Origin of the sequence: Streptomyces sp. NPDC055962, assembly GCF_042270185.1 — a bacterium.
Classification (GTDB): domain Bacteria; phylum Actinomycetota; class Actinomycetes; order Streptomycetales; family Streptomycetaceae; genus Streptomyces.
In genome coordinates this window covers 1,009,757-1,034,810 of the sequence record NZ_JBHJYN010000001.1, presented here as the reverse complement: position 1 = coordinate 1,034,810, position 25,054 = coordinate 1,009,757, and the positions used below count along the sequence as shown (strand labels likewise).

At 73.4% G+C, this 25,054-nt stretch carries 19 protein-coding genes; 13 read left to right on the top strand and 6 right to left on the bottom strand.

The window, feature by feature from the left end:
• Nucleotides 1-29: 29 nt before the first annotated feature.
• Together ACFC51_RS04620 and ACFC51_RS04615 are read right to left on the bottom strand one after the other, a co-directional pair.
• Nucleotides 30-1,661 (bottom strand): DUF5691 domain-containing protein, encoded by a 1,632-nt coding sequence (locus tag ACFC51_RS04620; RefSeq protein WP_376379924.1) that lies wholly within the window; start codon nt 1,659-1,661, stop codon nt 30-32.
• A gap of 293 nt (nt 1,662-1,954) precedes the next feature.
• Nucleotides 1,955-3,097 carry a hypothetical protein gene (locus ACFC51_RS04615; RefSeq protein ID WP_376379927.1) on the bottom strand — a complete coding sequence of 381 codons (1,143 nt, stop codon included), beginning with the start codon at nt 3,095-3,097 and terminating at the stop codon, nt 1,955-1,957.
• A 117-nt stretch (nt 3,098-3,214) separates the two neighbouring features.
• Between ACFC51_RS04615 and ACFC51_RS04610 the strand changes: the two genes are divergently transcribed.
• The 5 genes from ACFC51_RS04610 (at nt 3,215) to sucD (ending at nt 10,229) form a co-directional block, all read left to right on the top strand.
• Complete coding sequence (locus ACFC51_RS04610) at nt 3,215-4,327, top strand: AAA family ATPase (RefSeq protein WP_376379930.1); 1,113 nt, start codon at nt 3,215-3,217, stop codon at nt 4,325-4,327.
• Nucleotides 4,324-6,639: a DUF5682 family protein gene (locus tag ACFC51_RS04605; protein ID WP_376379933.1), complete on the top strand. Its 2,316-nt coding sequence runs from the start codon at nt 4,324-4,326 to the stop codon at nt 6,637-6,639. The genes ACFC51_RS04610 and ACFC51_RS04605 overlap by 4 nt, the downstream gene beginning before the upstream one ends.
• A gap of 38 nt (nt 6,640-6,677) precedes the next feature.
• Complete coding sequence (locus tag ACFC51_RS04600) at nt 6,678-7,853, top strand: VWA domain-containing protein (RefSeq protein ID WP_376527069.1); 1,176 nt, start codon at nt 6,678-6,680, stop codon at nt 7,851-7,853.
• A 288-nt stretch (nt 7,854-8,141) separates the two neighbouring features.
• Complete coding sequence (sucC, locus tag ACFC51_RS04595; protein ID WP_376379936.1) at nt 8,142-9,323, top strand: ADP-forming succinate--CoA ligase subunit beta; 1,182 nt, start codon at nt 8,142-8,144, stop codon at nt 9,321-9,323.
• 21 nt (nt 9,324-9,344) lie between these two features.
• Entirely contained in the window at nt 9,345-10,229 is an 885-nt protein-coding gene (sucD, locus tag ACFC51_RS04590) for a succinate--CoA ligase subunit alpha (RefSeq protein WP_014154506.1), read from the top strand.
• Between the two features lie 132 nt (nt 10,230-10,361).
• Here sucD and ACFC51_RS04585 read toward each other — a convergent pair whose 3' ends face one another.
• On the bottom strand, nt 10,362-11,633 hold the full coding sequence (locus ACFC51_RS04585; RefSeq protein WP_376378159.1) for a helix-turn-helix domain-containing protein: 1,272 nt from the start codon (nt 11,631-11,633) through the stop codon (nt 10,362-10,364).
• A gap of 131 nt (nt 11,634-11,764) precedes the next feature.
• On the opposite strand from ACFC51_RS04585, the gene ACFC51_RS04580 reads away from it, so the two are divergent.
• A complete protein-coding gene (locus ACFC51_RS04580; RefSeq protein ID WP_376527067.1) occupies nt 11,765-13,741 on the top strand; it encodes a DUF6350 family protein in 1,977 nt (658 codons plus the stop codon).
• Nucleotides 13,742-13,763: 22 nt separating this feature from the next.
• Here ACFC51_RS04580 and ACFC51_RS04575 read toward each other — a convergent pair whose 3' ends face one another.
• The gene (locus tag ACFC51_RS04575; RefSeq protein ID WP_376526969.1) at nt 13,764-14,693 is read right to left on the bottom strand and encodes a hypothetical protein; all 930 of its coding nucleotides are present in this window, start codon (nt 14,691-14,693) and stop codon (nt 13,764-13,766) included.
• Nucleotides 14,694-14,932: 239 nt separating this feature from the next.
• Between ACFC51_RS04575 and purN the strand changes: the two genes are divergently transcribed.
• The 3 genes from purN (at nt 14,933) to ACFC51_RS04560 (ending at nt 18,763) form a co-directional block, all read left to right on the top strand.
• On the top strand, nt 14,933-15,589 hold the full coding sequence (gene purN / locus ACFC51_RS04570) for a phosphoribosylglycinamide formyltransferase (RefSeq protein ID WP_376378164.1): 657 nt from the start codon (nt 14,933-14,935) through the stop codon (nt 15,587-15,589).
• The gene (gene purH, locus ACFC51_RS04565; RefSeq protein ID WP_376378167.1) at nt 15,576-17,129 is read left to right on the top strand and encodes a bifunctional phosphoribosylaminoimidazolecarboxamide formyltransferase/IMP cyclohydrolase; all 1,554 of its coding nucleotides are present in this window, start codon (nt 15,576-15,578) and stop codon (nt 17,127-17,129) included. The genes purN and purH overlap by 14 nt, the downstream gene beginning before the upstream one ends.
• A gap of 173 nt (nt 17,130-17,302) precedes the next feature.
• The gene (locus ACFC51_RS04560; RefSeq protein WP_376378170.1) at nt 17,303-18,763 is read left to right on the top strand and encodes a DUF2079 domain-containing protein; all 1,461 of its coding nucleotides are present in this window, start codon (nt 17,303-17,305) and stop codon (nt 18,761-18,763) included.
• 60 nt (nt 18,764-18,823) lie between these two features.
• Here ACFC51_RS04560 and ACFC51_RS04555 read toward each other — a convergent pair whose 3' ends face one another.
• Complete coding sequence (locus tag ACFC51_RS04555; protein WP_376526967.1) at nt 18,824-19,432, bottom strand: hypothetical protein; 609 nt, start codon at nt 19,430-19,432, stop codon at nt 18,824-18,826.
• Between the two features lie 235 nt (nt 19,433-19,667).
• Between ACFC51_RS04555 and ACFC51_RS04550 the strand changes: the two genes are divergently transcribed.
• From ACFC51_RS04550 to ACFC51_RS04535, 4 genes are all read left to right on the top strand, one after another.
• Nucleotides 19,668-20,534 (top strand): bifunctional methylenetetrahydrofolate dehydrogenase/methenyltetrahydrofolate cyclohydrolase, encoded by an 867-nt coding sequence (locus ACFC51_RS04550; protein ID WP_376526965.1) that lies wholly within the window; start codon nt 19,668-19,670, stop codon nt 20,532-20,534.
• 19 nt (nt 20,535-20,553) lie between these two features.
• The gene (locus tag ACFC51_RS04545; RefSeq protein WP_376526964.1) at nt 20,554-21,177 is read left to right on the top strand and encodes a DUF3017 domain-containing protein; all 624 of its coding nucleotides are present in this window, start codon (nt 20,554-20,556) and stop codon (nt 21,175-21,177) included.
• Between the two features lie 406 nt (nt 21,178-21,583).
• On the top strand, nt 21,584-22,690 hold the full coding sequence (locus tag ACFC51_RS04540) for an XRE family transcriptional regulator (protein ID WP_376526962.1): 1,107 nt from the start codon (nt 21,584-21,586) through the stop codon (nt 22,688-22,690).
• 176 nt (nt 22,691-22,866) lie between these two features.
• Nucleotides 22,867-23,856 carry a malate dehydrogenase gene (locus ACFC51_RS04535; protein WP_329232016.1) on the top strand — a complete coding sequence of 330 codons (990 nt, stop codon included), beginning with the start codon at nt 22,867-22,869 and terminating at the stop codon, nt 23,854-23,856.
• A 147-nt stretch (nt 23,857-24,003) separates the two neighbouring features.
• On the opposite strand, the gene ACFC51_RS04530 is transcribed toward ACFC51_RS04535, so the two are convergent.
• Complete coding sequence (locus ACFC51_RS04530; RefSeq protein ID WP_376526960.1) at nt 24,004-24,741, bottom strand: isocitrate lyase/phosphoenolpyruvate mutase family protein; 738 nt, start codon at nt 24,739-24,741, stop codon at nt 24,004-24,006.
• Nucleotides 24,742-25,054 lie beyond the last annotated feature (313 nt).

The following is a 25,054-nucleotide window of genomic DNA, read 5'->3' as shown; positions in this document are numbered from 1 at the left end:
CGGGGGCGGTGCCTGAGCGGCCGTGCCGGTCACCGCGTGCCGTCCTCGGCCAGCAGTTCCGCATCCATGGCGGCGCGCAGCCGCAGGGTGGAGACGAGGCGCTGGAACGCCTCCGACCAGTAGCCCCCCGCGCCCGGTGAAGCGCCCTCGGGTTCGTCGGGCGTGGTGGTCAGCACCGCGAGCCGGTCCGCCTCGGCAGGGTTCAGACAGCGCTCGGCGAGGCCCATCACTCCGCTGAAGCTCCAGGGGTAACTCCCCGCGTCCCGGGCGATGTCCAGCGCGTCGACCACCGCCCGGCCGAGCGGTCCGTCCCAGGGCACGGAGCAGACACCCAGCAGCTGGAAGGCCTCGGACAAGCCGTGTGCGGCTATGAAACCGGCGACCCAGAGCGCCCGTTCGGCCGGCGGCAGGATGGCGAGGAGCTTGGACCGCTCCGCCAGCGATGCCGTCCCCGGGCCGTTCGCCGGCGGTGTCGCGGGGGTGCCGAGCAGCGCCCGCGCCCACTCGGGATCCTGCTGCCGCACCGCGGCGCGGCACCAGGCGGCGTGCAGCTCAGCTGCCCAGCCGTCGGCGACGGGCAGCGTGACGAGCTCGTGGGCGGTCCGGCCGTCGAATCCGTCCCGCCAGACACCCAGCGGGGTCGCCTCCACCAACTGGCCCAGCCACCACGACCGTTCGCCTCGTCCGGAGGGAGGTGCGGGAGTCACACCGTCCCGCTGCATCGCCGCGTCGCACTCGTGCGGTGCTTCCACGGCTATGGAGACGGCGCCGCCCGTACGGTCGGGGTTCACGCAGGACGTGGCGCGGTCGGCCATCCGGAGCGCGAGTGCCGAACCGGGCAGTGCCGACAGCAGTTCGGCGGCCGTGGCGCGCACATTGCGGCTGCGGTCCGACAGGGCGTCCTCCAGGAAGGCCTCGTCCTCACCGGAGAGGCCGGAGCGCAGGGAGTCGAGGAACATCAGCCGGTCCTCCGCACGCTCCGCGGCCCACGTGGTGGCGAGCAGGGACCGGGCCGCCGAGGCATCCCGCTCCCGCAACGCCCCGAGCAGGGCGACCCGTTCGGCGAAGAGGCCCTCCTCCCAGAGCCGGCGCACCGCTTCCGGGTCGCCCGTGTCCGGCCGTCGTGCTCCGCGTGCGTGGGCGCGCAGCGCGAACCTCCACTCCGGATTCAGCCCGGCCAGCCAGATTCCGCGCGGCCCGGCGAAGGCGAGGACGTGCGGACGCAGATCCGTGCGCGCCCGCGCCGCGTCCAGCAGGGCGGGCAGCAGGTCCGCCGGTGCCCGGTAGCCCCGCGCACCGGCGGAGGCCAGCCACTGGGGGATGAGCTCGGTGAGATCGGGGGCCGTGCCCCGGCGTCCCCCGCCGGGCGGGGCCGAACGGTCGGCGAGCAGCTGGGCGAGCCGGCGGCGCGCGGCGCCGGGCAGCGGCGGGCGGAGGTCGGCGGGTGCCGGCTCCGGTGGGGTGGTCCCGGTGGCAGGACGAAGGCCCGCCCGGCGCCGCACGGTATGGACGGCCGCCGCTTCGAGCAGCGCCGCCGGTCCGAGCGCGGCCCCGTCCTCGGCCCGGAGGGGGCGCCGGTCGGTGCCGAGCAGAGCCGAGGTGACGAGGTCCTCCCACGGGGCGTCCACGGGCACGCCGGTCGTCGTGGCGGTGGTGGGCATCGGATCCCTTCCTGTGGTCCAGCGGTCGCGGTTCGAGGAATGCGGTGGATCAGGGGTGCGGTGGGGTCGGGGATGCGGTGGGTCGGGAATGCGATGGGCCGGGGAGCGCGGGTGGATCGGGACCGCGGGAGGGGTCGGGAACGGGGTGGTGGGTCGGAACGGGGTGGATCGGGACCGTAGGAGGGTCGGGGACGGGACGGATCGGGAGGACGTGGTGGGTGGCGGGGCTCAGCTTGCGGAGAGGGAGATCCGGGTGGAGGGGAGGTGGGGGACGGGTCGTTGCGGTGCCCGCGTCAGGCGAGCGCCACGGCCGCTCCCGCGTCGAGGCCGTCCGAGGACTCCGCGCACCAGGCCGCGAGCGGGTCGAAGCCGCGGTGTCCGCACTCCCCGAACACCGTCACGGGGGCGCCGCCGGAGAGGGCGACGAGCTTCCACCAACCCGGCCTGGACACCGCCGGGGGTGCGATCGGCAGGGCGGATCCGTCCTCCGCGCCGATCAGTTGCCAGCCGTCCCCGGACGGCGCGGGTATGACATCGCGCAGGGTGGCCGGCCAGCCGTCCAGCCAGGGGTCGTCCCGCAGGGCACGCCCGTACGCGCCGACGGCATCGGCCGTCGTGCCGCCCCGTGGCGGGGCAGCCGTGGCGACGGGATCGCCGAACCGCTGTCCCAGCTCCGCCCGCAGTCCGCCGCCGCCCGGATACGGCGTCACCTCGGCGTCGATCACCGTGCCCACCGGAAGCGTCCACGCGGGGGTGCGCCCGGGCGCACCGTAGGACAGCAGGAGCGCCGTGCGTCCCGACTCCTCGCCGTGCAGCCAGATGCGGCGGGCCGTGATCCTGCCGTCCGGTGTGTCGTACTGCGCGAGGACCGCCCAGCGGTCGCGGACGGCGGGGCCCTCCGCGGAGGCCGTCAGCCCCACTCTCGAACGGACCGTCGCCGCCAGGGGGCCGGGAAGCCCGTCGAGCCTCAGCCAGGCCGCGTCCAGCAGATGCAGGAGCGCGCACTCCTCGAGCAGCCGTACCGGCCAGCCGGGCCCCGACGCGGCCACGGACCCCAACTCGCGGACCCGGTGCGCGAGTCCGGGTGCCTGGGCGTCGACCATGCGGGCCGCGGTCTCCTCCCACAGCCCGTACCCGGGCCGGTCCGTCGCGGCGAGTCCGCCGCGGAGCAGATCGGCGAGACGCTGCTCCAGCTCCTGCGCGCCACCCGTGACGCGCTCGGCCCTGCGGGCGGCGCGGCGGGCCGCCGCGGCCCGGCCCGCGGAGTCCGGGGGCGGTCCGCCCGCCGTGCGTGACGTCTCGTCAGGAACGGTCTCCCGCACCTGATCCGCCGTGTCCGACACCTCGTCCGGGCCGGGTGACGCCACCCGGTCCGCCGTCCGACGCTCCACCGGGCCCTTGGGGCGCCCGGCCTCTCCCCCGTGAGATAGCACCATGCAAACGACGGTAGAGGGTGCCACTGACAATCGGCCCCGGCGGCCGCCGGGGCCGATTGTCAGTGGCGTGGTGCACGGTGGAAACCGCATCGGACCGACCGATCCGGAGGGGGAACCATGACCGTGTCCGTACAGACCGACGCAGCCGGCGGCGAAGTCCTGAGGCCGCATGCCGAGCACGCCTTCGCCGACGAGCTCAAGGCGCTCGCCGCCGCCGACGACCGTCCCAGGCCCGCCCGTTGGAAGCTCTCCCCGTGGGCCGTCTCCACTTATCTGCTGGGCGGGACACTTCCCGACGGCACCGTGATCACACCGAAGTACGTGGGGCCGCGCCGCCTCGTCGAGGTCGCCGTGACCACGCTCGCCACGGACCGGGCCCTGCTGCTCCTCGGTGTCCCGGGGACCGCGAAGACCTGGGTGTCCGAGCACCTCGCCGCAGCCGTCAGCGGGGACTCGACCCTCCTCGTCCAGGGCACGGCCGGCACCCCCGAGGAAGCCGTCCGCTACGGATGGAACTACGCGCGGCTGCTGGCCGACGGCCCCAGCCGCGCGGCCCTGGTGCCGAGCCCCGTCATGCGGGCCATGGCCGAGGGCATGACCGCCCGCGTCGAGGAACTCACCCGCATCCCCGCGGACGTGCAGGACGCGCTCATCACGATCCTTTCGGAGAAGACGCTCCCCGTCCCGGAGCTGGGACAGGAGGTCCAGGCGGTCCGGGGGTTCAACCTCGTCGCCACGGCCAACGACCGGGACCGCGGGGTCAACGAGCTCTCCAGCGCCCTGCGCCGCCGGTTCAACACCGTCGTGCTGCCGCTGCCCGCGACACCCGAGGCCGAGGTGGACATCGTGTCCCGGCGCGTGGCCCAGATCGGACGCGCGCTCGACCTGCCGCCGGCGCCCGACGGCATGGCCGAGATCCGGCGCGTCGTCACGGTCTTCCGTGAACTGCGCGACGGCATCACCACGGACGGCCGCACCACGCTCAAGTCGCCCTCCGGGACGCTGTCCACGGCCGAGGCCATCTCCGTCGTCACCGGGGGCCTCGCGCTCGCCGCGCACTTCGGCGACGGGGTCCTGCGCCCCGGTGACGTGGCGGCGGGCGTCCTGGGGGCGGTGATCCGCGACCAGGCAGCCGACCGGGTGGTCTGGCAGGAGTACGTGGAGACCGTCGTCCGCGAGCGGGACGGCTGGAAGGACTTCTACCGCGCCTGCCGTGAGGCCGCCGAATGACCTCGCGCACCGCGGGGCACGCCCCTGCGGACGGCCCGCTGCTGCTGGGGGTGCGCCACCACGGCCCCGGCTCCGCCCGCGCGGTCCTGGCAGCCCTGGAATCCGCACGGCCGAGCGCGGTGCTCGTCGAGGGGCCGCCCGAGGGCGACGCCCTGCTGCCGCTCGCCGCGCACGGCAGGATGCGTCCACCGGTCGCGCTGCTCGCCCACGCCGTGGACGACCCGGGGCGCGCCGCGTTCTGGCCGATGGCCGACTTCTCGCCCGAGTGGGTGGCGATCCGGTGGGCCCTCGCCCACGGTGTCCCCGTCCGCTTCGTCGACCTGCCGGTCGCGCACTCCCTGGCGCTGACGGACCGGCAGGAGGACGCCGCGGAGAGGGAGGGGGAGGGGCGCGGCATCGACCCGATCGGCCTCCTCGCCGGGACTGCGGGCTACGACGACCCCGAGCGCTGGTGGGAGGACGTCGTCGAGCACCGCGCGGCGGACGGAGGGCCCGCCGACCCGTGCGCCCCGTTCGCCGCGCTCGCCGAGGCGATGACGGCCCTGCGTGAGGCGCACGGGGACGGAGGCCATCCGCAGGACGCCGTCCGGGAGGCCTCCATGCGCCTCCAGCTGCGCGCCGCCCGCAGGGAGTTCGGCGACGGCGTCGCCGTCGTCTGCGGCGCGTGGCACGTGCCCGCGCTCGCCGCGCGTACGACGGTCGCCGCGGACCGGGCCCTCCTCAAGGGGATGCCCAAGGTCAGGGCGGAGCTGACCTGGGTGCCCTGGACCCACCGCCGGCTGGCCCGGTACAGCGGGTACGGCGCGGGGATCGAGTCGCCCGGCTGGTACGGGCACCTGTTCGGCGCCCCCGACCGGCCCGTCGAGCGCTGGATGACGAAGACCGCCGGGCTGCTGCGCGACGCGGACATGGCGGTCTCCTCGTCGGATGTCATCGAAGCCGTCCGGCTCGCCGCGACGCTGGCCGCCCTGCGGGGCCGCCCGGCCGTCGGCCTGGACGAGGCCACCGACGCGGTCCGGGCCGTCATGTGCGGGGGCTCCGACGTGCCGCTCGCCCTCGTGCGGGACCGGCTCGTCGTCGGCGAGATCCTCGGCGAGGTCCCGGAGACCGCCCCCGCCGTGCCCCTCCAGCGCGACCTGGACAAGCAGCAGCGCACCCTGCGGCTGAGACCGGAGGCGGAGAAGCGCGAGCTGGAGCTCGACCTGCGCAAGGAGACCGACGCGGCCCGCAGCAGGCTGCTGCACCGGCTGCGGCTCCTCGGAGTGGAGTGGGGCGAACCCGCCGCCGGCCGGGGCAGCACGGGTACGTTCCGGGAGAGCTGGCGGCTGCGCTGGGAACCCGAGCTGTTCGTCCGGACCGCCGAAGCCGGGGTGTGGGGCACCACCGTGGTGGAGGCCGCGACCGCCAGGGCCGAGTCCGAAGCCTTGGCGGCGTCCTCGCTCGCCCGGGTCACGGCCCTCGCCGAGCAGTGCCTCCTGGCCGGTCTGCCCGAGGCGCTGCCCGTCGTGATGAGGGCCCTCGCCGACCGGGCGGCCCTCGACACGGACGTCGGCCACCTCGCCGACGCGCTGCCCGCCCTGGCCCGCTCCCTGCGGTACGGGGACGTGCGGGCCACCGACACCTCCGCCCTCGCCGAGGTGGCCGCCGGCCTCGCCGAGCGTGTCTGTGTGGGCCTGCCGTACGCCTGCACCGGCCTCGACGAGGACGCCGCCGCCGAGGCGCGCCGTCGGATGGACGCCGTGCACGGCGCGATCGCCCTGCTCGCCGGCGCCGTACAGGCGGACGGGCTGCCCGAGCGGTGGGCCACCGTCCTGCGCAGGCTCACCGGCGGGGACGCGGTCGCCGGCGTGATCCGGGGCCGCGCCGCACGGCTGCTGCTGGACGACGGGCGGCTCTCCGGGAGCGAGGCCGCGCGGCTCATGGGGCTGGCCCTCTCGCCCGGCACACCGCCCGCCCGTGCTGCGGCCTGGATCGACGGCTTCGTGGGCGGGGCGGCGGGCGGCGGCCTGCTGCTCGTCCACGACGAGCGGCTCCTCGGGCTCGTCGACACCTGGCTCACGGGCGTACCGGCCGACACGTTCACCGACGTCCTGCCCCTGCTGCGCCGCACGTTCTCGGCGTACGAGCCCGGAGTGCGGCGCACCCTCGGCGAGCTCGTGCGCCGCGGCCCCGGGACCCCGCGCGACGAGGGCGTGCCCGCCGCGCCCGGCTTCGGGGAGGCACTCGACGAGGAGCGCGCGGACGCGGTGGTCCCGGTGCTCCGGTTGCTGCTCGGTACGGACGGGCCGGCGTGCGCGGGGGCGACCGGATGAGTGAGGACCGCGTGGACCCCGGGGAAGGGCAGAACACGATGGACGGGACATCCGCCGACGAGCGGCTGCGGCGCTGGCGCATGGTGCTCGGAGCGGACGGCGGCGAGCGCACGGGCTGTGAGCTCACCGGACGTGACGCAGCCATGGACGGAGCGCTGACCGCGCTGTACGACGGGAGGCCGCCGGGAGGCCGGGGCGGAGCCGAGCGTTCCGCGGGGCTCGGGGCTTCCGCCCCGGCCATGGCCCGCTGGCTCGGCGACATCCGCACGTACTTCCCGAGCTCCGTCGTCCAGGTCATGCAGCGCGACGCGATCGAGCGTCTCGGCCTCGTCGCCCTGCTGCTGGAACCGGAGATGCTGAAGGCCGTCGAGCCCGACGTGCACATGGTCGGCACCCTGCTCTCGCTCGGCAAGGCCATGCCGGAGACCACGAGGGAGACGGCCCGGGCCGTCGTGCGCACGGTCGTCGAGGATCTGGAGCGGAGGCTGGCCACGCGCACGAGGGCGACGCTCACCGGCGCGCTGGACCGCTCGGCCAGGTCCCGCCGGCCGCGTCACCGGGACATCGACTGGGACCGCACGATCCGGGCCAACCTCAAGCACCACGTGCCCCGGCCCGGCGGGGAGGGTTCCGGCACGGTGGTGCCCGAGCGCCTCGTCGGGTACGGGCGGGCGGACCGGTCGGTGAGGAAGGAGGTCATCCTCTGTGTCGACCAGTCGGCGTCCATGGCCGCCTCCGTCGTCCACGCCGCGGTCTTCGGCGCGGTGCTCGCCTCGATGCGGACCGTGTCGACGCGGCTCGTCGTGTTCGACACGGCCGTCGTCGATCTCACCGACCAGCTCGACGATCCGGTCGACGTCCTGTTCGGCACCCAGCTCGGCGGCGGGACGGACATCAACCGCGCGCTCGCCTACTGCCAGTCGAGAATCACCCGTCCGGCGGACACCGTCGTCGTCCTCATCAGCGATCTCCACGAGGGTGGGATCCGCGACGAGATGGTCGGACGGGCCGCCGCGATGACGGCGTCCGGCGTGCGGTTCGTGACCCTGCTCGCGCTCTCCGACGAGGGCGCTCCCTCCTACGACCGGGCGCACGCTGCCGCGCTGGCGGAGCTCGGCGCACCAGCCTTCGCCTGCACCCCGGACCTCTTTCCCGAGGTCATGGCGGCGGCGATCGAGAAGCGGCCGCTGCCGGTGCCGGACGCCGGCCGGTGACACCGGCGCCCCGGTCCCGCCGCAGGACCGGGGCCACCGGGACCCCACCGCGGACGTGCCGTTTTGTCCTCCGTACCCCGGCCACCAGCGCGGTCTGTGACCGGTATCACCGCTCATGTGTGATCTGCAATTTAGGGTCCGGTGCGGCACGGGGGATAACCTGCCGGATGGACATGCCGCGTACCCGGTCACCGTGTGCGCCTCCCTTGTGACCGCGCAGTCACGTTGCCCTCGCGGCACGCCCACGCAGAAAACCAACCGCGAGACCACTAAAAGGGACGGACGCGCGTGGACCTGTTCGAGTACCAGGCGAGGGACCTCTTCGCCAAGCACGGTGTACCGGTGCTGGCCGGTGAAGTCATCGACACGCCTGAGGCAGCCCGCGAGGCGACCGAGCGGCTGGGCGGCAAGTCCGTCGTCAAGGCGCAGGTGAAGGTCGGTGGCCGAGGCAAGGCCGGCGGCGTGAAGCTGGCGGCGGACGCCGACGAGGCGGTCGCCCGCGCGACCGACATCCTCGGCATGGACATCAAGGGCCACACGGTCCACAAGGTGATGATCGCCGAGCTCTCCCCGGAGATCGAGGCGGAGTACTACGTCTCGTACCTCCTCGACCGCACCAACCGCACCTTCCTCGCCATGGCGTCGGTGCAGGGCGGCATGGACATCGAGGAGGTCGCGGAGAAGACCCCCGAGGCCCTCGCGAAGGTCCCGGTCAACGCCGTCGACGGCGTGGACATCGAGAAGGCCCGCGAGATCGTGGCCCAGGCGAAGTTCCCGGCCGACGTGGCCGAGGGTGTCGCCGAGGCCATGGTGACCCTGTGGGACACCTTCGTCGCCGAGGACGCGCTCCTCGTCGAGGTCAACCCGCTGGTGAAGACCAAGGACGGCCGCATCCTGGCGCTGGACGGAAAGGTGTCTCTCGACGAGAACGCCGACTTCCGCCAGGCCGACCACGAGGCGCTCGAGGACAAGGCCGCGGCCAACCCCCTCGAGGCCGCCGCCAAGGCCAAGAACCTCAACTACGTCAAGCTCGAGGGCGAGGTCGGCATCATCGGTAACGGTGCCGGTCTGGTCATGTCGACCCTGGACGTCGTCGCGTACGCCGGTGAGAACCACGGCAACGTGAAGCCCGCCAACTTCCTCGACATCGGTGGCGGCGCCTCCGCAGAGGTCATGGCGAACGGCCTGGAGATCATCCTCGGCGACCCGGACGTCAAGTCCGTCTTCGTCAACGTCTTCGGTGGCATCACCGCCTGTGACGAGGTCGCCAACGGCATCGTCCAGGCCCTGGAGCTGCTCAAGTCCAAGGGCGAGGACGTCACCAAGCCGCTGGTCGTGCGCCTCGACGGCAACAACGCGGAGCTGGGTCGCAAGATCCTCTCCGACGCCAACCACCCGCTCGTGCAGCGTGTGGACACCATGGACGGCGCGGCCGACAAGGCCGCCGAGCTCGCCGCGGCTGCGAAGTAAGGGACGAGGGACTCCAACACCATGGCTATCTTCCTCACCAAGGACAGCAAGGTCATCGTCCAGGGGATGACCGGCGCCACGGGCATGAAGCACACCAAGCTCATGCTGGCCGACGGCACCAACATCGTCGGTGGCGTGAACCCCCGCAAGGCGGGCACCTCCGTCGACTTCGACGGCACCGAGGTACCCGTGTTCGGATCCGTCGCCGAGGCGATGGAGAAGACCGGCGCCGACGTGTCCGTTCTCTTCGTGCCGCCGGCCTTCGCGAAGGCCGCCGTCGTCGAGGCGATCGACGCCGAGATCCCGCTGGCCGTCGTGATCACCGAGGGCATCGCCGTCCACGACTCGGCCGCCTTCTGGGCGTACGCCGGCTCGAAGGGCAACAAGACCCGGATCATCGGTCCGAACTGCCCCGGTCTGATCACCCCCGGCCAGTCCAACGCCGGCATCATCCCGGGCGACATCACCAAGCCCGGCCGCATCGGTCTCGTGTCCAAGTCCGGCACGCTGACCTACCAGATGATGTACGAGCTCCGTGACATCGGCTTCTCGTCCGCCGTCGGCATCGGTGGCGACCCGGTCATCGGCACCACGCACATCGACGCCCTCGCGGCGTTCGAGGCGGACCCCGACACCGACCTCATCGTGATGATCGGCGAGATCGGTGGCGACGCCGAGGAGCGTGCCGCCGACTACATCGCGAAGAACGTCACGAAGCCGGTCGTCGGCTACGTCGCGGGCTTCACCGCGCCCGAGGGCAAGACCATGGGCCACGCCGGCGCCATCGTCTCCGGCTCCTCCGGCACCGCCGCCGCCAAGAAGGAGGCCCTCGAGGCCGCCGGCGTCAAGGTCGGCAAGACGCCGACCGAGACCGCCAAGCTGGCGCGCGAGATCCTCGGCGGCTGACCGCCCGCCTCGCACGGATCACCGCTTCACGCGGAACCGGCGCGGGTCCGCACCCCCTCTGTCGAAGGGGGTGCGGACCCGCGCCGTTTCCGTGCGCCTCGCGCGTTTCCGTGCGCCTCCGGGGCGGACGTGTCAGGGAATCCGCGGGACCAGGCGCTCCGGGCCGTGGGCGAGCTCGCCCCGCAGCGCCTTCTGCAGCTCCAGGTCCTGCGGTGTCAGATGCTCCGGCCCGCCCCGCGGCGGGACGCCGCCGACGCGCTGGGCGGGTGACAACGGCTGCTCGTACCGGGTGGGCGCGGTGTGGAGGGTGAACGCCGTCGCGCTGACGAGCAGCACCCCGAAGCAGACCGCCGCCCGGGTCCAGAGCTCCGCGATGCGCTCACTGCCTGCCCGGACCGCCGGGGCCGGCGGCGGGGCGGGCACCTCTTCGGCGAGGGCGAGCGCGCTCAGCCGCCCGTGGAGCCGCGGGGCCCCGCGACCGGGGTCCGCGGGCTCCGACGGCCCGGCCAGCCGTTCCACGACGGCCGCCCGGGCGTGCACCAGCCGGTTCGCCGCGGCGAGGGTGCTCGCCTCCGTCTCGGCGGCCGTCTCCGGCAGGCCCAGCCCCACACCGTCGTGCAGCAGCAGCGTGCGACGGTACGAGGGGGGCAGATCGAGCAGCGCGTCGAGCAGGGCGTGCCGCGCCGGGTCCTCGGGCAGTGCGTCCGCCCGGCGGTGGGCGCGGCGCAGCCGGTGCCAGGGCGACATCGCGTACTCGTACGCCGCCGCTCGTACCCAGCCCGCCGGATCACGGTCCCTCGCCACCTCCGGCCAGCGCTGCCAGGCGATCCTGAACGCGTGCTCGACCGCCTCCCGGGAGAGCCGCCGACGGCCCGTCAGCAGGTACATCTGGCGGGTGAGTCCAGGGGCCGCGTCGCTGTACAGGGCGTCGAACGCCTCCTCCGCCGTCAGGCCCTCACGGGGCTGCGGGACGGCGCCGTGCCCGTCCGGCCCGGGAGGGCGTTCACGCACCGGGGTGTCCGTGGCGGGTGGGGGCACGGGTGCGGGGGAGGCCGGCGCCGGCGTCTGCCCGGTGGACGCGGTCCGGGCGGCGCCGGTGAGGACGGTGGGGGCAGGGGTGGTGCCGGGCTCGGTCGGGGACATCGTGCTGCTCCCGTTGGCTTCGACGGAGGAGGGCGGTGCGGGGCGGTCCTCGGCGCAGCCGATCAGCCTCGCGTAGGCCGTGCGCCGGCGGCCCCGCGGGCTGGCGCGCCCTGTTTCCCAGGCGCGGACGGTGGCGGCCGTGACGCCCACGGCGGCCGCGACCTGTTCCTCAGTCAGACCCCTGGCCTCGCGCAGCCTGCGGCGCTCCACGGGAGAGGGCAGCGCGGCTGCGGGGGCCGGACCGGTGGCGCTCCGTGTCATGCCCGGCCTCCGTACCCGAGGACACTGCACTGGGTGAAAAAGCACATAAACGTATATTGGGCGACACAGCGGCCATTCGCCCGTTACACGGAATAAGGGCGTGTCGTTGGCAGCATGGCCGCGTGACCCAAGTGACCGAGTGCAGCCCGATGTTGCCTGCCGAGCGGAGCAGGTCCGCCGCTCTGGCCTCCGCCTTCGTGCGCGGGGTGCTCGCGGCGGGGCTCGGGCTCGGCTCGCTGGCCGTCCTGGTCACGATGCTGTGGATCAGCTCCCCGTACCCGGACAGCGGGCCGAGCGGCGCTCTTCATGTGGCGGCCGGGCTCTGGCTGCTCGCCCACGGGGCCGAACTCGTCAGGGCCGACACGATCGGAGGACACCCCGCCCCCGTGGCCGTCGTTCCGCTGCTGCTCGGTGTGCTGCCGGTGTGGCTGGTGCACCGTGCCGCCCGGGACTCGGCGGAGCCCGGCGGTGAGACCGGGACCGGCCACTCGGCGGCCGGGGCGTTCTGCGCGGTGAGCGCCGGTTACCTGCTGGTGGTGCTCGCCGCGGCGGCGTACGCGCGGGGAGGCGCGCTGCCCGCCGACCGGGCGTCGCTGGCCTTTCCGCTCACCGCCGTGGTGGCCGGTGCGGCCGCCGCGGGGGTGTGGGCCGGACGCGGACGTCCGATGGCCTCACTCCTGGTCTGGGCGCCGTTGCGGCTCCAGGAGGCGGCTGCCCGATCCCGTTTCCGGTCCGCGGCCGGGGTGGCCCTGCGGTCGGCCGCCGCCGGTGTCCTGACACTCCTCGGAGGCGGGGCGCTGCTCGTGGCGGTGGCGCTGGTCTGGCATTCCGGGGCGGCCAGGGAGTCGTTCCTCGGGCTGTCCGGCGACTGGGCGGGCCGCGTCTCCGTCCTCCTGCTGGCGGCGGCGCTGGTACCGAACGCGGCGATGTGGGGAGCGTCCTACGGCCTCGGGCCCGGATTCGCCCTCGGTACGACGTCGCTGGCGACCCCGCTCGCTCTCACGGGACCTCCCGCGCTGCCGGACTTCCCGCTGCTTGCCGCGGTGCCGTCCCACGGTCCCGGCGCGGCGGCGAACTGGGCCGCGGCAGCGGTGCCGCTCGTGGCCGGCCTGACCGTCGCCAGGTTCGTGGGGCGGGGGGCGGCTCCGGTGCCCGGTGCGCGCGAGGACGCCTGGGGGCAGGGGACGACGGCGCTGGTCGCGGGAGTGGCGGCCGTCGGGTGCGGGGCGGGTGCGGCCGTGCTGGCGGCGGCGTCGGGCGGCCCGCTGGGCACCGGCGCACTGGCCGAGTTCGGCCCCGTGTGGTGGCTGGTGGGCCCGGCGGCCCTCGTGTGGTCGGCCCTCGTCGGCGTACCGGCGGCCCTGCTGCTCAGGGCATGGCGGCTGCGGGAACGCAGGTGGGGATGGAGGTGGGACGCGGTGAAGGGGGAGTCGCGGACGGCGGAGCCGGGGCGGGATCCGGACCCGAAGCCCGAGCAGGGAGGGGCGCAGGAGCCCGGGAGCAAGGGCGAGGACGCGGAGCCGTACGACTTCCTCTCGGCCGGCCCCTGGCACGAGGACGGTGCACGGGAGGCCCGCTGGGCCGCGCTGAAGAAGAACTCGGGCGGGCTGATGGCCGACTTCCCGGCGGCCTCCGGGGCGGCGCAGCCGCCTCCGGCCGTCCCGTCGCCGGCGTCCGCCCAGGCACCCCCGCCCGCCCCCGGGCCGGGTGCCTCCGCGGCCCTTGAGCCTCCGTCGGTTCCTGAGCCTCCGTCGGTTCCTGAGCCCCCGTCGGTCCCCGCGCCTTCCTCCGGGCCGGCGCCCACCGGAGCACCCACGCCCCGACCCGCACCGGACGCGGGCGCACGGGACGCGGACGCATCGGGCCCTGACGCACGGGACGCGGACGCATCGGGCCCTGACGCACGGGACGCGGAAGCCTCGGACGCGGACGCTCCCGACCCCGTGCCGTCACCCGGCCCCGCGCCGGCGTCCGGCATCGAGCCGTCACCCGGCCCCGCGTCGGCGCCTGACCCCGCGCCTGACTCCGATGCCCGGCCCGATACGCCGACCGGCCGGGTTCCTGAGGCCCAGGGGCGCTCGGAATCCGGCCGAGAGGACGGCGCGTAGGGCGCGTCCTGGTGCGGGTGGGCTACTTCTTCACGCCGAAGAAGGGCTCCAGCGGGTCGGGCAGCTTGTCGTTGCAGGCGAGCGCGCCGGACTTGGTGAGCGCGTCGTTCACGCAGGTGTAGTAGTCGCGGTAGACCAGCTGGACCGTGTAGCCGGTGGCCACGATCGCCAGGGCCAGCAGCGCCGTGACCAGGCCGCTCACGGCCGCCGTCGTCTGCTGCCGGCTGCTGATCTGCGCGGCACCGGGAGCCGTTCCGGGCGCGGTGCCCGGAGCCGGGGGAGCGGCCGGCCTGTCGGGGGTGCCACCGGTCGCCGCGGGCGATCCCGAGCCGGACGCCCGGGGCGGGCGCGGGCCGCCGCGGAGGGCGCTGATCGACCAGTACACGGCGAGGGCGCCGAGCAGCATCGCGATCTCGGGGAAGTCGAAGAGGGCGAAGAAGAACGCCCACATGCCGCCCAGCACCGCGTAGCGGGCGCGCCGCTGGGCCGGGTCGGTCGGGTCCCAGCGCAGTCCGCCGGGATTTCCCTCGGGGCCACCGCTCTGTCCGCCCGGTCCGCCGGTACCGGCCGGACGGCCACCGAAGCCGCCGTTCTGGCGCCCCGGCTGCTGGTCACTCCACTGACTGCCCCAGACGGGACGGTCGTCGGACTGCCCGTCGGCGTCGCCCCCGCTGCCGCCGTTGCTCCGGTTCCCTGGCGTACGGGAAGGGTGGCGGGGCTGCCAGGGCTGGTCGGGACGGTCCTCGGGCGGCGCCGCGAACGGATTGTCGTCGGACGACCCGGACGACCCGGACGACCCCGACGGCTTCGAGGAGCCGGACGAGGATCCCGGTCCCGAGGAGGACCCCGACCCCGACGAGGAGTCCGGCGATGAGGACTGGCGTTCCCGCATCAGCGTGGATGCCCGCGCGGGCAGCGGGTGGCCAAGGGCGGTGCGGAGGCGGTCCGGCATGTGGTGAACGTCTTCCCCATCTCGTCATTTCCGCCCGGGGGCGGTTCCCTGTCCCCTGACGCTACCTCCCGGTCACGCCCCCGTCCCGTGGGGGCCGCCGGGTGTGCCGGTATCGTTGCTGACGGTCGGACCGTTCGTAGAGTTCCCCGTATCCCGAGGCGAGCTTCTTTCGTACGACCATACAAACGCACCTCCTGTACATCGCGTACCGGCTCCATCACGCGAGAAAGGGCCCTGTTGTGGCCTCGCCGCCCCCCTCCGCCGCTCCGGCCCGTGTGGTCGTGCTCGTCTCCGGCTCAGGCACGAACCTCCAGGCACTCCTCGACGCGATCGGTGACGACCCCGAGGGCTACGGCGCCCGGATCGTCGCGGTCGGCGCGGACCGCTACGGCACCGTCGGCATCGAGCGCGCGGAGCGCGCCGGGCTCCCCACCTTCGTCCGCAAGCTCGGTGAGTACGCGAGCCGTGACGCCTGGGACGAGGCCCTGACCGCGGCCGTGGCGGAGCACCGCCCGGACCTCGTGGTCTCGGCGGGGTTCATGAAGATCGTGGGCAAGGGCTTCCTCGCCGAGTTCGGCGGCCGCGTCGTCAACACCCACCCCGCCCTGCTCCCCAGCTTTCCCGGTGCTCACGGCGTACGCGACGCGCTCGCGTACGGCGTGAAGGTCACCGGGTGCACCGTCCACTTCGTCGACGACGGCGTCGACACCGGTCCGATCATCGCGCAGGGCGTGGTCGAGGTGACCGAAGAGGAAACGGCGGAGGGCGAAGCCGCCCTCCATGAACGCATCAAGGAAGTCGAGCGCAAGCTGCTCGTCGAGGCCGTGGGGCGGCTCGCCCGTGACGGCTATCGCATTGAGGGACGAAAGGTTCATCTCGGTCATGTCGGTGAATAAGCCCATCCGTCGCGCCCTGGTCAGTGTCTACGACAAGACGGGGCTCGAAGACCTCGCCCGCGGTCTGCACGAGGCGGGTGTCGAGCTGGTGTCCACCGGCTCCACCGCCGGGAGGATCGCAGCCGCCGGAGTGCCGGTCACCAAGGTCGAGGAGCTCACCGGCTTCCCCGAGTGCCTCGACGGCCGCGTCAAGACGCTGCACCCCCGCGTGCACGCCGGCATCCTCGCCGACCTGCGTCTGGACGCCCACCGCGAGCAGCTCGCCGAGCTCGGCGTGGAGCCGTTCGACCTCGTGGTCGTCAACCTCTACCCGTTCAAGGCGACCGTCGCCTCCGGCGCCTCGGACGACGAGTGCGTGGAGCAGATCGACATCGGCGGCCCCTCGATGGTCCGCGCCGCCGCCAAGAACCACCCGTCCGTGGCGGTCGTGACCAGCCCGGAGCGTTACGCCGACGTCCTCGCCGCGGTCAAGGAGGGCGGGTTCGACCTGACCGCCCGCAAGCGGCTCGCGGCCGAGGCCTTCCAGCACACGGCCGCGTACGACGTGGCCGTGGCCGCCTGGTTCGCGGACGGCTACGCGGCCGCCGACGACTCCGGCTTCCCGGACTTCTCCGGTGCGACGTACGCGCGCAAGAACGTCCTGCGCTACGGCGAGAACCCGCACCAGCCCGCCGCGCTCTACACCTCGGGCGAGGGCGGCCTCGCCGAGGCCGAGCAGCTGCACGGCAAGGAGATGTCCTACAACAACTACACGGACACCGACGCCGCGCGCCGTGCCGCCTACGACCACGCCGAGCCGTGCGTCGCGATCATCAAGCACGCCAACCCGTGCGGCATCGCCATCGCCGACGACGTCGCGACGGCGCACCGCAACGCGCACGCCTGCGATCCGCTGTCCGCGTTCGGCGGCGTCATCGCCGTCAACCGTCCGGTGACCGTCGCGATGGCCGAGCAGGTCGCGGAGATCTTCACCGAGGTCATCGTCGCCCCGGCCTACGAGGACGGCGCCGTCGAGGTGCTGGCCCGCAAGAAGAACATCCGGGTGCTGCGCTGCCCCGACGCCCCGGCCTCGACGGTCGAGGTCAAGCCGATCGACGGCGGTGCGCTGCTCCAGGTCACCGACCGGCTCCAGGCCGACGGCGACGACCCGGCCAACTGGACCCTCGCCACCGGCGAGGCGCTCTCCGCGGCCGAGCTCAGGGAGCTCGAGTTCGCGTGGAAGGCGTGCCGCGCGGTCAAGTCCAACGCCATCCTGCTCGCCAAGGACGGTGCCTCGGTCGGCGTCGGCATGGGCCAGGTCAACCGCGTCGACTCCGCGAAGCTCGCCGTCGAGCGGGCCGGCGAGGAGCGGGCCCGGGGCTCCTACGCCGCGTCCGACGCCTTCTTCCCCTTCCCCGACGGTCTGGAGATCCTGACCGCCGCCGGCATCAAGGCCGTCGCCCAGCCGGGCGGGTCCGTCCGTGACGAGCTGGTCGTCGAGGCCGCGAAGAAGGCGGGCGTGACCATGTACTTCACCGGCACGCGCCACTTCTTCCACTGACGCCCAGGTCAAGGCGCCACCGCAGGCCGCACCCGATCACGGGTGCGGCCTGCGGTGCGTCCGGCTTCCTGCGACCAGTCGCCCCTCTGTTCTAATGAATGGCTTGTCGGGCCGTGACGGCGGGACGGGCGCGACCGGCAGTGACCACTGAGGGATTCCGTTGCGGGGGCACCGTGCTTGACCTGAACCAGAGTGAGACCGACGCGCCCGGGGAGCAGGCGCCCGGACCGGCCGGAGGCACGAGGCACCCGGCGCCCCTGCGTCCGTACCTGATCGCCGCCGTGATCCTCTGCGCGCTCTACTTCCTCTACGGATACCTGCGCTTCAGCCACTTCCAGTCACCCTCCTGGGACCTGGGCATCTTCGAGCAGGAGGTGCGGGCGTACGCCGGTTTCGACGCCCCGGTCGTCGACATCAAGGGCCCGGGCTTCCTGATACTCGGCGACCACTTCAGCCCCGTGGTCGCGCTCCTCGTCCCGCTCTACTGGATCTGGCCGTCCGCCGTGGCCCTGCTGTTCGCCCAGGCCGTGCTGTTCGCCGTCTCCGCGGTGGTCGTCGGCCGCACCGTCCAGCAGATGCTGGGCGGCCGGTCCGGCCTCTGCGTCACCGTCGCGTACGGGCTGTCCTGGGGACTGCAGGAGGCGGTGAAGTCGGACTTCCACGAGATAGCCCTGGCCGTCCCGCTGCTGGCCCTGGTGTGCAGGGCCCTGCTCATGGAGCGCTGGCGGGCGGTCGTCCTGTGGTCGCTGCCGCTGGTCCTGGTCAAGGAGGACCTCGGGGTCACCGTCGCCGTCGTCGGCGGACTCCTCGCGCTGTACGGCCGGCGGCTCCAGGGCTTCCTGCTGGCGGCCTTCGGGATCGTCGCGTTCGCGCTGACCGTGCTCGTGCTCATCCCGGCGGCCAGCAGCGCGGGGGAGTACGACTACTGGAAGAAGATCGAGGAGAACGGCGGGCAGGAGGTCTCCCTGCTCGACTCCGTCCTCGGCGTGTTCAACTCCTCCGTCAAACTGGAGATGCTGGTCTTCCTGGTCGGCATCACCGCCTTCATGGCGCTGCGCTCTCCCCTGATCCTGCTCGTCCTGCCCACGATCGGCTGGCGTCTGCTCTCCCAGGACTCCAACCACTGGGGCATGGTCTGGCACTACAGCGCGATCCTGATGCCGGTGGTCTTCCTCGCCATGGCCGACGGCGTCCGCCGCAGCCAGGGCTCGAAGCGGCCCTGGCTCGTCTCGTACGCGAACGTCGCCGTCCCGATGGCCGCAGCCATCGCCGTGGCCCTCACCCAGCACCTTCCGCTGCGCGACCTGCTGCGCCCGGAGACGTACCGCTCCGACGCGCGCACCTACGCCGCCGAACAGGCGCTGGACGCCATCCCCGTGGGGGCACGGGTCGAGACGGACATCACGCTGATGGCACACCTGACCGCGGACCGCACCGTCTACTGGGTCGGCGGGGCACCCGGCACCGCGCCCGACGTCGTCGCGATCAACCTGGACTTCGGCTGGTCGCGGCCCATCGACGACCCGGTGAAGTACGCCGAGCAACTGCATCCCGAGGCGAAGTACCGGATCACCCGCGAGGCCGGCTCCTTCGTCGTCATGGAGCGGACCACGCCGGTGCCCGGAAACGGCTGAAGGCCGCCCACCCGCTGCTGAGCGGGTGCCACGGCCTTCGAGCGCGGGTGCGCCGGGGTGTCAGTGCTGCTGCTGGCGGTTGAACCAGGCGCCACCGTCGGACTTGGCCACGAAGACGACGACCAGGATGGCCAGGACCGTGTGGATGAGGCCGATCACGATGAAGGGGTAGATGCCCAGGATCGCGGTGATCACTCCGAACACGATGGCGGTGATGCGGATCCCGTTGCCGCCCTTGCCGAACTTGGCGGCGAGGAAGACGGCCAGGACGCCCCACAGGATCGCGAAGACGACGATGGCCCACAGCGCTGCGCCCGAGTAGTCGGCGAGCTGCTGGAACTGGACGTCCTCCTTGAGCGTCGCGTCGTTCTTGGCCGCGTTCACGGCCGCGGCGGCGAGCGCGACGAAGATCGCGCCGATGACCTGGAGGCCGGCTATCACGTAGAGCAGGACGCGCGAGGCCTTCACGCCGCCGGGCATCTCCGTGGGGCCGCCCGGGTAGCCGTAACCGCCCTGGACCGGCGGGGCCTGCGGGTAGCCGTAGCCCTGCTGGGGGACACCCTGGGGGGCCTGCTGCGGGTAGCCGTAGCCCGGCTGGCCGCCCTGCTGCTGGCCCTGCTGCTGGCCCTGCTGCTGGCCGTAGGGGTTGTTGGGGTCGCCGAAGCTCATGGCGAGATTCCTCCGTTGTGGATATGCGGGGACGACGCGGCCCGGGCGGAGGAATCGTGTGCACTCAGAACGGTGGTCCCCCCGACACTGTCCGCGGTGATGCGGGCCTTATCGTCGTCGTGACATCGGCTTTTTGTCCAGCTGATTGCCGAATGCGTTGTGCAAGTGCAATCTCGTGTCCACGTGGCAAGCCACGATTGGTACCTGGGCGGGGTCATCCGCGAGGATGGGTGCCATGACTGCCCAGATTCTCGATGGCAAGGCCACCGCAGCTGCGATCAAATCCGATCTGACCGTCCGCGTGGCGGCCCTCAAGGCACAGGGCATCACCCCCGGCCTGGGGACCCTGCTCGTCGGGGACGACCCGGGCAGCCGCTGGTACGTGAACGGCAAGCACCGTGACTGCGCCCAGGTCGGCATGGGATCCATCCAGCGCGAACTCCCCGACACCGCCACGCAGGAGGAGATCGAGGAGGTCGTACGGGAACTCAACGCCAACCCCGACTGCACGGGTTACATCGTGCAGCTCCCCCTCCCCAAGGGCATCGACACCAACCGCATCCTGGAACTGATGGACCCGGCCAAGGACGCGGACGGGCTGCACCCCATGAACCTGGGCAAGCTCGTGCTCAACGAGTCGGGCCCGCTCCCCTGCACCCCGCAGGGCGTCGTCACCCTGCTCCGCCGCCACGGCGTGGAGATCAACGGGGCCCACGTGGTCGTGGTCGGCCGGGGTGTCACCATCGGCCGCCCCCTCCCGCTGCTGCTGACGCGCAGGTCCGAGAACGCGACCGTGACCCAGTGCCACACCGGCACCCGTGACCTCTCGGCGCACCTGCGGCAGGCGGACATCATCGTCGCGGCCGCCGGTGTGCCCCACCTGATCAAGCCCGAGGACGTCAAGCCGGGCGCCGCCGTGCTGGACGTCGGCGTCAGCCGCGACGAGAACGGAAAGATCGTCGGCGACGTCCATCCCGGCGTCGCCGAGGTGGCGGCCTGGGTCGCCCCGAACCCGGGCGGCGTCGGCCCCATGACCCGGGCCCAGTTGCTCGTCAACGTGGTCGAGGCAGCCGAACGCGCCGCCGCCGTGTCCGCCGGCTGACCTGAACCGGAGGAGCGTCATGGGTGCTGGTACGAGTCCGGCGGACGGTACGCACGCGGCCGGGCCGGCCGCGGAGGCACAGGGCCCCGAGGAGGACGTGGTGTCCGAGGAGACCGGGGAAGCCGTCGCGGCGCAGGAGCCCGGGAAGGCCGAGGCGACCGGGGAACCTGTCGCCGAGGCACCCGGTGAGCCTGTCGCCGAAGCGGAAGGAGCCACGGCGGGAGGCGGGGCCGGCGGCTCGACCTGGGCGCCCTCGCGCCGTTTCTCGCTGACCCGTGACACCGCGCGCCCCGAGGGCGGCGGCCGCGCGGCACCGGGGGGCGCCCCCGCGCCCGCGCGCCAGTGGCCCCTGCTCACGGTGCTCTGCACCGCCGGCCTCGGGCTGCTGATCGTGGGGACCAACGCCTTCGACCAGGCGTTCAGGGTCGGCGCGATACTGATGGGCGTCGCCCTGCTCGCCGGTGCGGTGCTGCGCTGGGTGGTCCCCTCCGTCGGCATGCTCGCCGTACGGTCGCGGTTCACCGATCTGGTCACGTACGGCCTGATGGGTGCGCTGATCGTGCTGCTCGCGATGATGGCGCAGCCCGATCCGTGGCTGCGGGTGCCGATCCTGCAGGACGTGGTCCACTTCACGATCCGCTAGGTCCCTGTGTCCGAAGGGTGTCCGTCCCCACCCCCGAGAAGGGACGGACACCGGACGGGGCACCGGTGCGACAAGCGCCGGAATGCGGCGACTTGGGCCGCCTTGCCCTGTCCTGGGTCAAGCGTCATGGACATGCGGTACCGGGTTCAAGGGATGCCCGCCGCCTGTGGCACGGAAGTGACCATTCCGCCACCCTGTGATCGTCACGCAACGGCGTGAAGCCGGCTCGGTGTGTCCTACGGCGTGCAACGGACATGCACCCGTGCGCCCGGTTCTCCGGAACTGGAGGCCTGGATCCGTGCATCCTTCTGGGTAGTCCGGAGTGCGGGACGGACGGCAGGGGAAGGCCCGGCGCCGGGACGGGGGCGCGCCGGGCGGGCCCGGGGGACTCGACTGGGGGGAAGCAATGCCTCGTTGGAAGGTGCTACCGGAAGAACTCGATCCGCAGATGCGGGAGTTCGTCGGCCAGCTGCGCGGACTGGTGGACCGGGGCGGTCTGAGCCTGGCAGCGGTCGCCGACCGCACCGGCTACAGCAAGACGTCGTGGGAGCGCTATCTCAACGGCAGGCTGCTCGCCCCCAAGGGGGCGATCGTCGCGCTCGCCGAGGTGACGGGCGCTCCGCAGCACCACCTGACGACCATGTGGGAACTGGCCGAGCAGGCCTGGAGCCGCTCCGAGATGCGCCACGACATGACCATGGAAGCCATCCGGATCTCCCAGGCGCGGGCGGCGCTCGGCGAGGCGGGCGTGGCCGCGGCTCCCGTGGCGGGCGGCGGCACGGGAGTCCCCGCCGGCACGGGAGTCCCCGCCGGCACGGGAGTCCCGATCGGCAGGGGAGTCTCCAACGACCCTGCTGCCGGGGCGGGGAGCCAGGACTTCGGCCGTAAGCCGTCCGTCCCCGTCCAGCGCGGCACGCTCCCGCGGATTCCTCAGCAGCCGCGGCGGGGCGCGGCACCGGATCCCGGCGGGAGCGCACTCCCCGCCGACGCCGGTCCGGGGGAGCGGCAGGGCGGCCGGCGGCGGCTGCCCCTGCTGCCGGCGGCAATCCTGGGGGTGCTCCTGCTGACCGCCGGGGCCGTCCTGGTCATCGATCCGGGCGGCGACGACGGTGCTGGTGCCGCGGCGGTCACCCCGTCCGCCGATCCCGCCACCAGCACGGTCGCCCGGCCGGCCGGAGTCGGGTGCAGCGGTGCCGACTGCGACGGACAGGACCCGGAGGCGATGGGCTGCGGCGGCCGGTTCGCCGGCACCGTCGCCAGGGCGGCCGTCGGCGGTGGCCTCGTCGAGGTCCGCTACAGCAGGACCTGCGGGGCCGCGTGGGCCCGTATCACCCAGGCGTCGCCGGGCGACACCGTCCGGATCACCTCCGGCCCGTCCGAGCAGGTCGGCACGGTGGAGGGGAGCGGGGACGCCGACGCGTACACCCCGATGGTCGCCGTGAAGCAGGCCTCCGACGCGGAAGCCTGCGCCACCCTCGCCTCCGGCGCGACAGGCTGCACCACTCCGGAGTGACGGGACGGCGCGGATGCGCAACGTAACCGACTGTGTGCGGTCCCACAGGGGGGCGGGCGGTCCGGGGGACGAGGGTCGGATAGCCTGACCGCTGGATATCTCTTCACGTCAAGATTCAGAGGTATCCAGCACCAGGGGCAGGGACCCCCACCGCCAGCTGTCTAACGGAGATCGCCATGACCCGCACTCCCGTGAATGTCACCGTGACCGGCGCAGCCGGCCAGATCGGCTACGCGCTGCTCTTCCGCATCGCCTCCGGCCACCTGCTCGGCCCGGACGTGCCGGTCAACCTGCGACTCCTCGAGATCCCGCAGGGCCTGAAGGCCGCCGAGGGCACCGCCATGGAGCTCGACGACTGCGCCTTCCCGCTGCTGCGCAACATCGAGATCACGGACGACGCCAACGTCGGCTTCGCCGGCGCCAACGTCGCCCTCCTGGTCGGCGCCCGCCCGCGCACCAAGGGCATGGAGCGCGGAGACCTGCTGTCCGCCAACGGCGGCATCTTCAAGCCGCAGGGCAAGGCCATCAACGACAACGCCGCGGACGACATCAAGGTCCTCGTCGTCGGCAACCCGGCCAACACCAACGCCCTCATCGCCCAGGCCGCCGCCCCGGACGTACCGGCCGAGCGCTTCACCGCGATGACCCGCCTGGACCACAACCGCGCGATCTCGCAGCTGGCCGCCAAGACCGGCGCCGCCGTCTCCGACATCAAGCGCCTGACGATCTGGGGCAACCACTCGGCGACCCAGTACCCGGACATCTTCCACGCGGAGATCGCCGGCAAGAACGCCGCCGAGGTCGTCAACGACGAGGCATGGCTGGCCGACACCTTCATCCCGACCGTCGCCAAGCGCGGCGCCGCGATCATCGAGGCCCGTGGCGCGTCCTCGGCCGCCTCGGCCGCCAACGCCGCCATCGACCACGTGCACACCTGGGTCAACGGCACGGCCGAGGGCGACTGGACCTCGATGGGTATCCCGTCGGACGGCTCCTACGGCGTGCCCGAGGGCATCATCTCCTCCTTCCCGGTCACCACGAAGGACGGAAAGTTCGAGATCGTCCAGGGCCTGGACATCAACGAGTTCTCCCGTGCGCGCATCGACGCGTCGGTGAAGGAGCTCACCGAGGAGCGCGACGCGGTTCGCGAGCTCGGCCTGATCTGACGGAGTCCGGCCACCGGCCGGGCCCCGGACCGTACGAGGGCGCCCCCCGTCAGCATCTGCTGCGGGGGGCGCCCTCGTGTGTGCGTGTGCGCAGTTGCGCGCCCAGCTCTGTCCCGTCGCGTGCCCCGCTGCGTCTCCCTTGTGCGTTCAGCTGCCGAGCAGCCGGTCGGCGAGGCCGCGTACGGCGTCCGTGGCCCTGTGCTGCAACTGGGGGCCGAAGGTGATCCGTGCCGCGCCCAGCTCGCCGAGCCGCCGGGTGACGGACGGGCCGTCGGGCGTGCCCAGCGCGTTGAGCGGGACCGGGACCGCCGCGGCCAGACGCGGGAGGACCTCCGCCGGGGCCTTGATCGGGTAGACGCAGTCCGCGCCGGCGTCGGCGTAGAGGCGCGCGCGGGCGATCGTGTCCGCGACCACGTCCACGGCGGCGGGGTCCCCGTGGATGTAGGTGTCGACGCGGGCGTTGACGAAGAGACGCCCGCCCGCCGCCGCGCACACCGCCGCGAGCCGGTCGGCCTGCCTCTGCGGGTCGACGAGCACGCCGTCGGTCGAGTCCTCCAGATTGCAGCCGATCGCGCCGGCCTCCAGGAGGCGCTCGACGAGTTCGCCGGGGGCCAGCCCGTAGCCGTCCTCGATGTCCGCCGACACCGGAACGGACACGGACCGGGCGATCCGGGCCACGGCCGCGAACATCTCGGCGGCGGGCGTGTTTCCGTCGGCGTGGCCGAGGGAGGCGGCGATACCCGCGCTCGGAGTGGCGAGAGCGGGGAATCCGGCGGCCTCGAACGCGCGAGCGCTCGCGGCGTCCCATGGGCCGGGCAGGAGGAGCGGGTCGTCCGGGGCCCTGCCGTGGTGGAGGGCGCGGAAGACGGAGACGGGGTCGTTCATCAGGGCTCCGGTGCTGGAGGGGTGCGGGTGGCACGGCCGGGCGACGGCGGAACGGCGAGGTGGCGGGCGGTCGGCAGCGGGGCGGCAGGGGCCAGGATCCGCCGCCCTGCCTGTCCCGTGCCGGTGCCTCAGGTCGGCTTCCCGGGCGCCGTGGGGCGGACAGCGGACGGTGCCTCAGGTGGCTTCGCGGGCCTGGTGGTGCGGACTGGGGACTGCGGACGGTGCCGCAGGTCTGCGGACTGCGGACCGGGGACCGCGGACCGCGGACCGGGGACCGCCGACGGCCGACCGCTGGTCCGCCGTCCGCCACCGT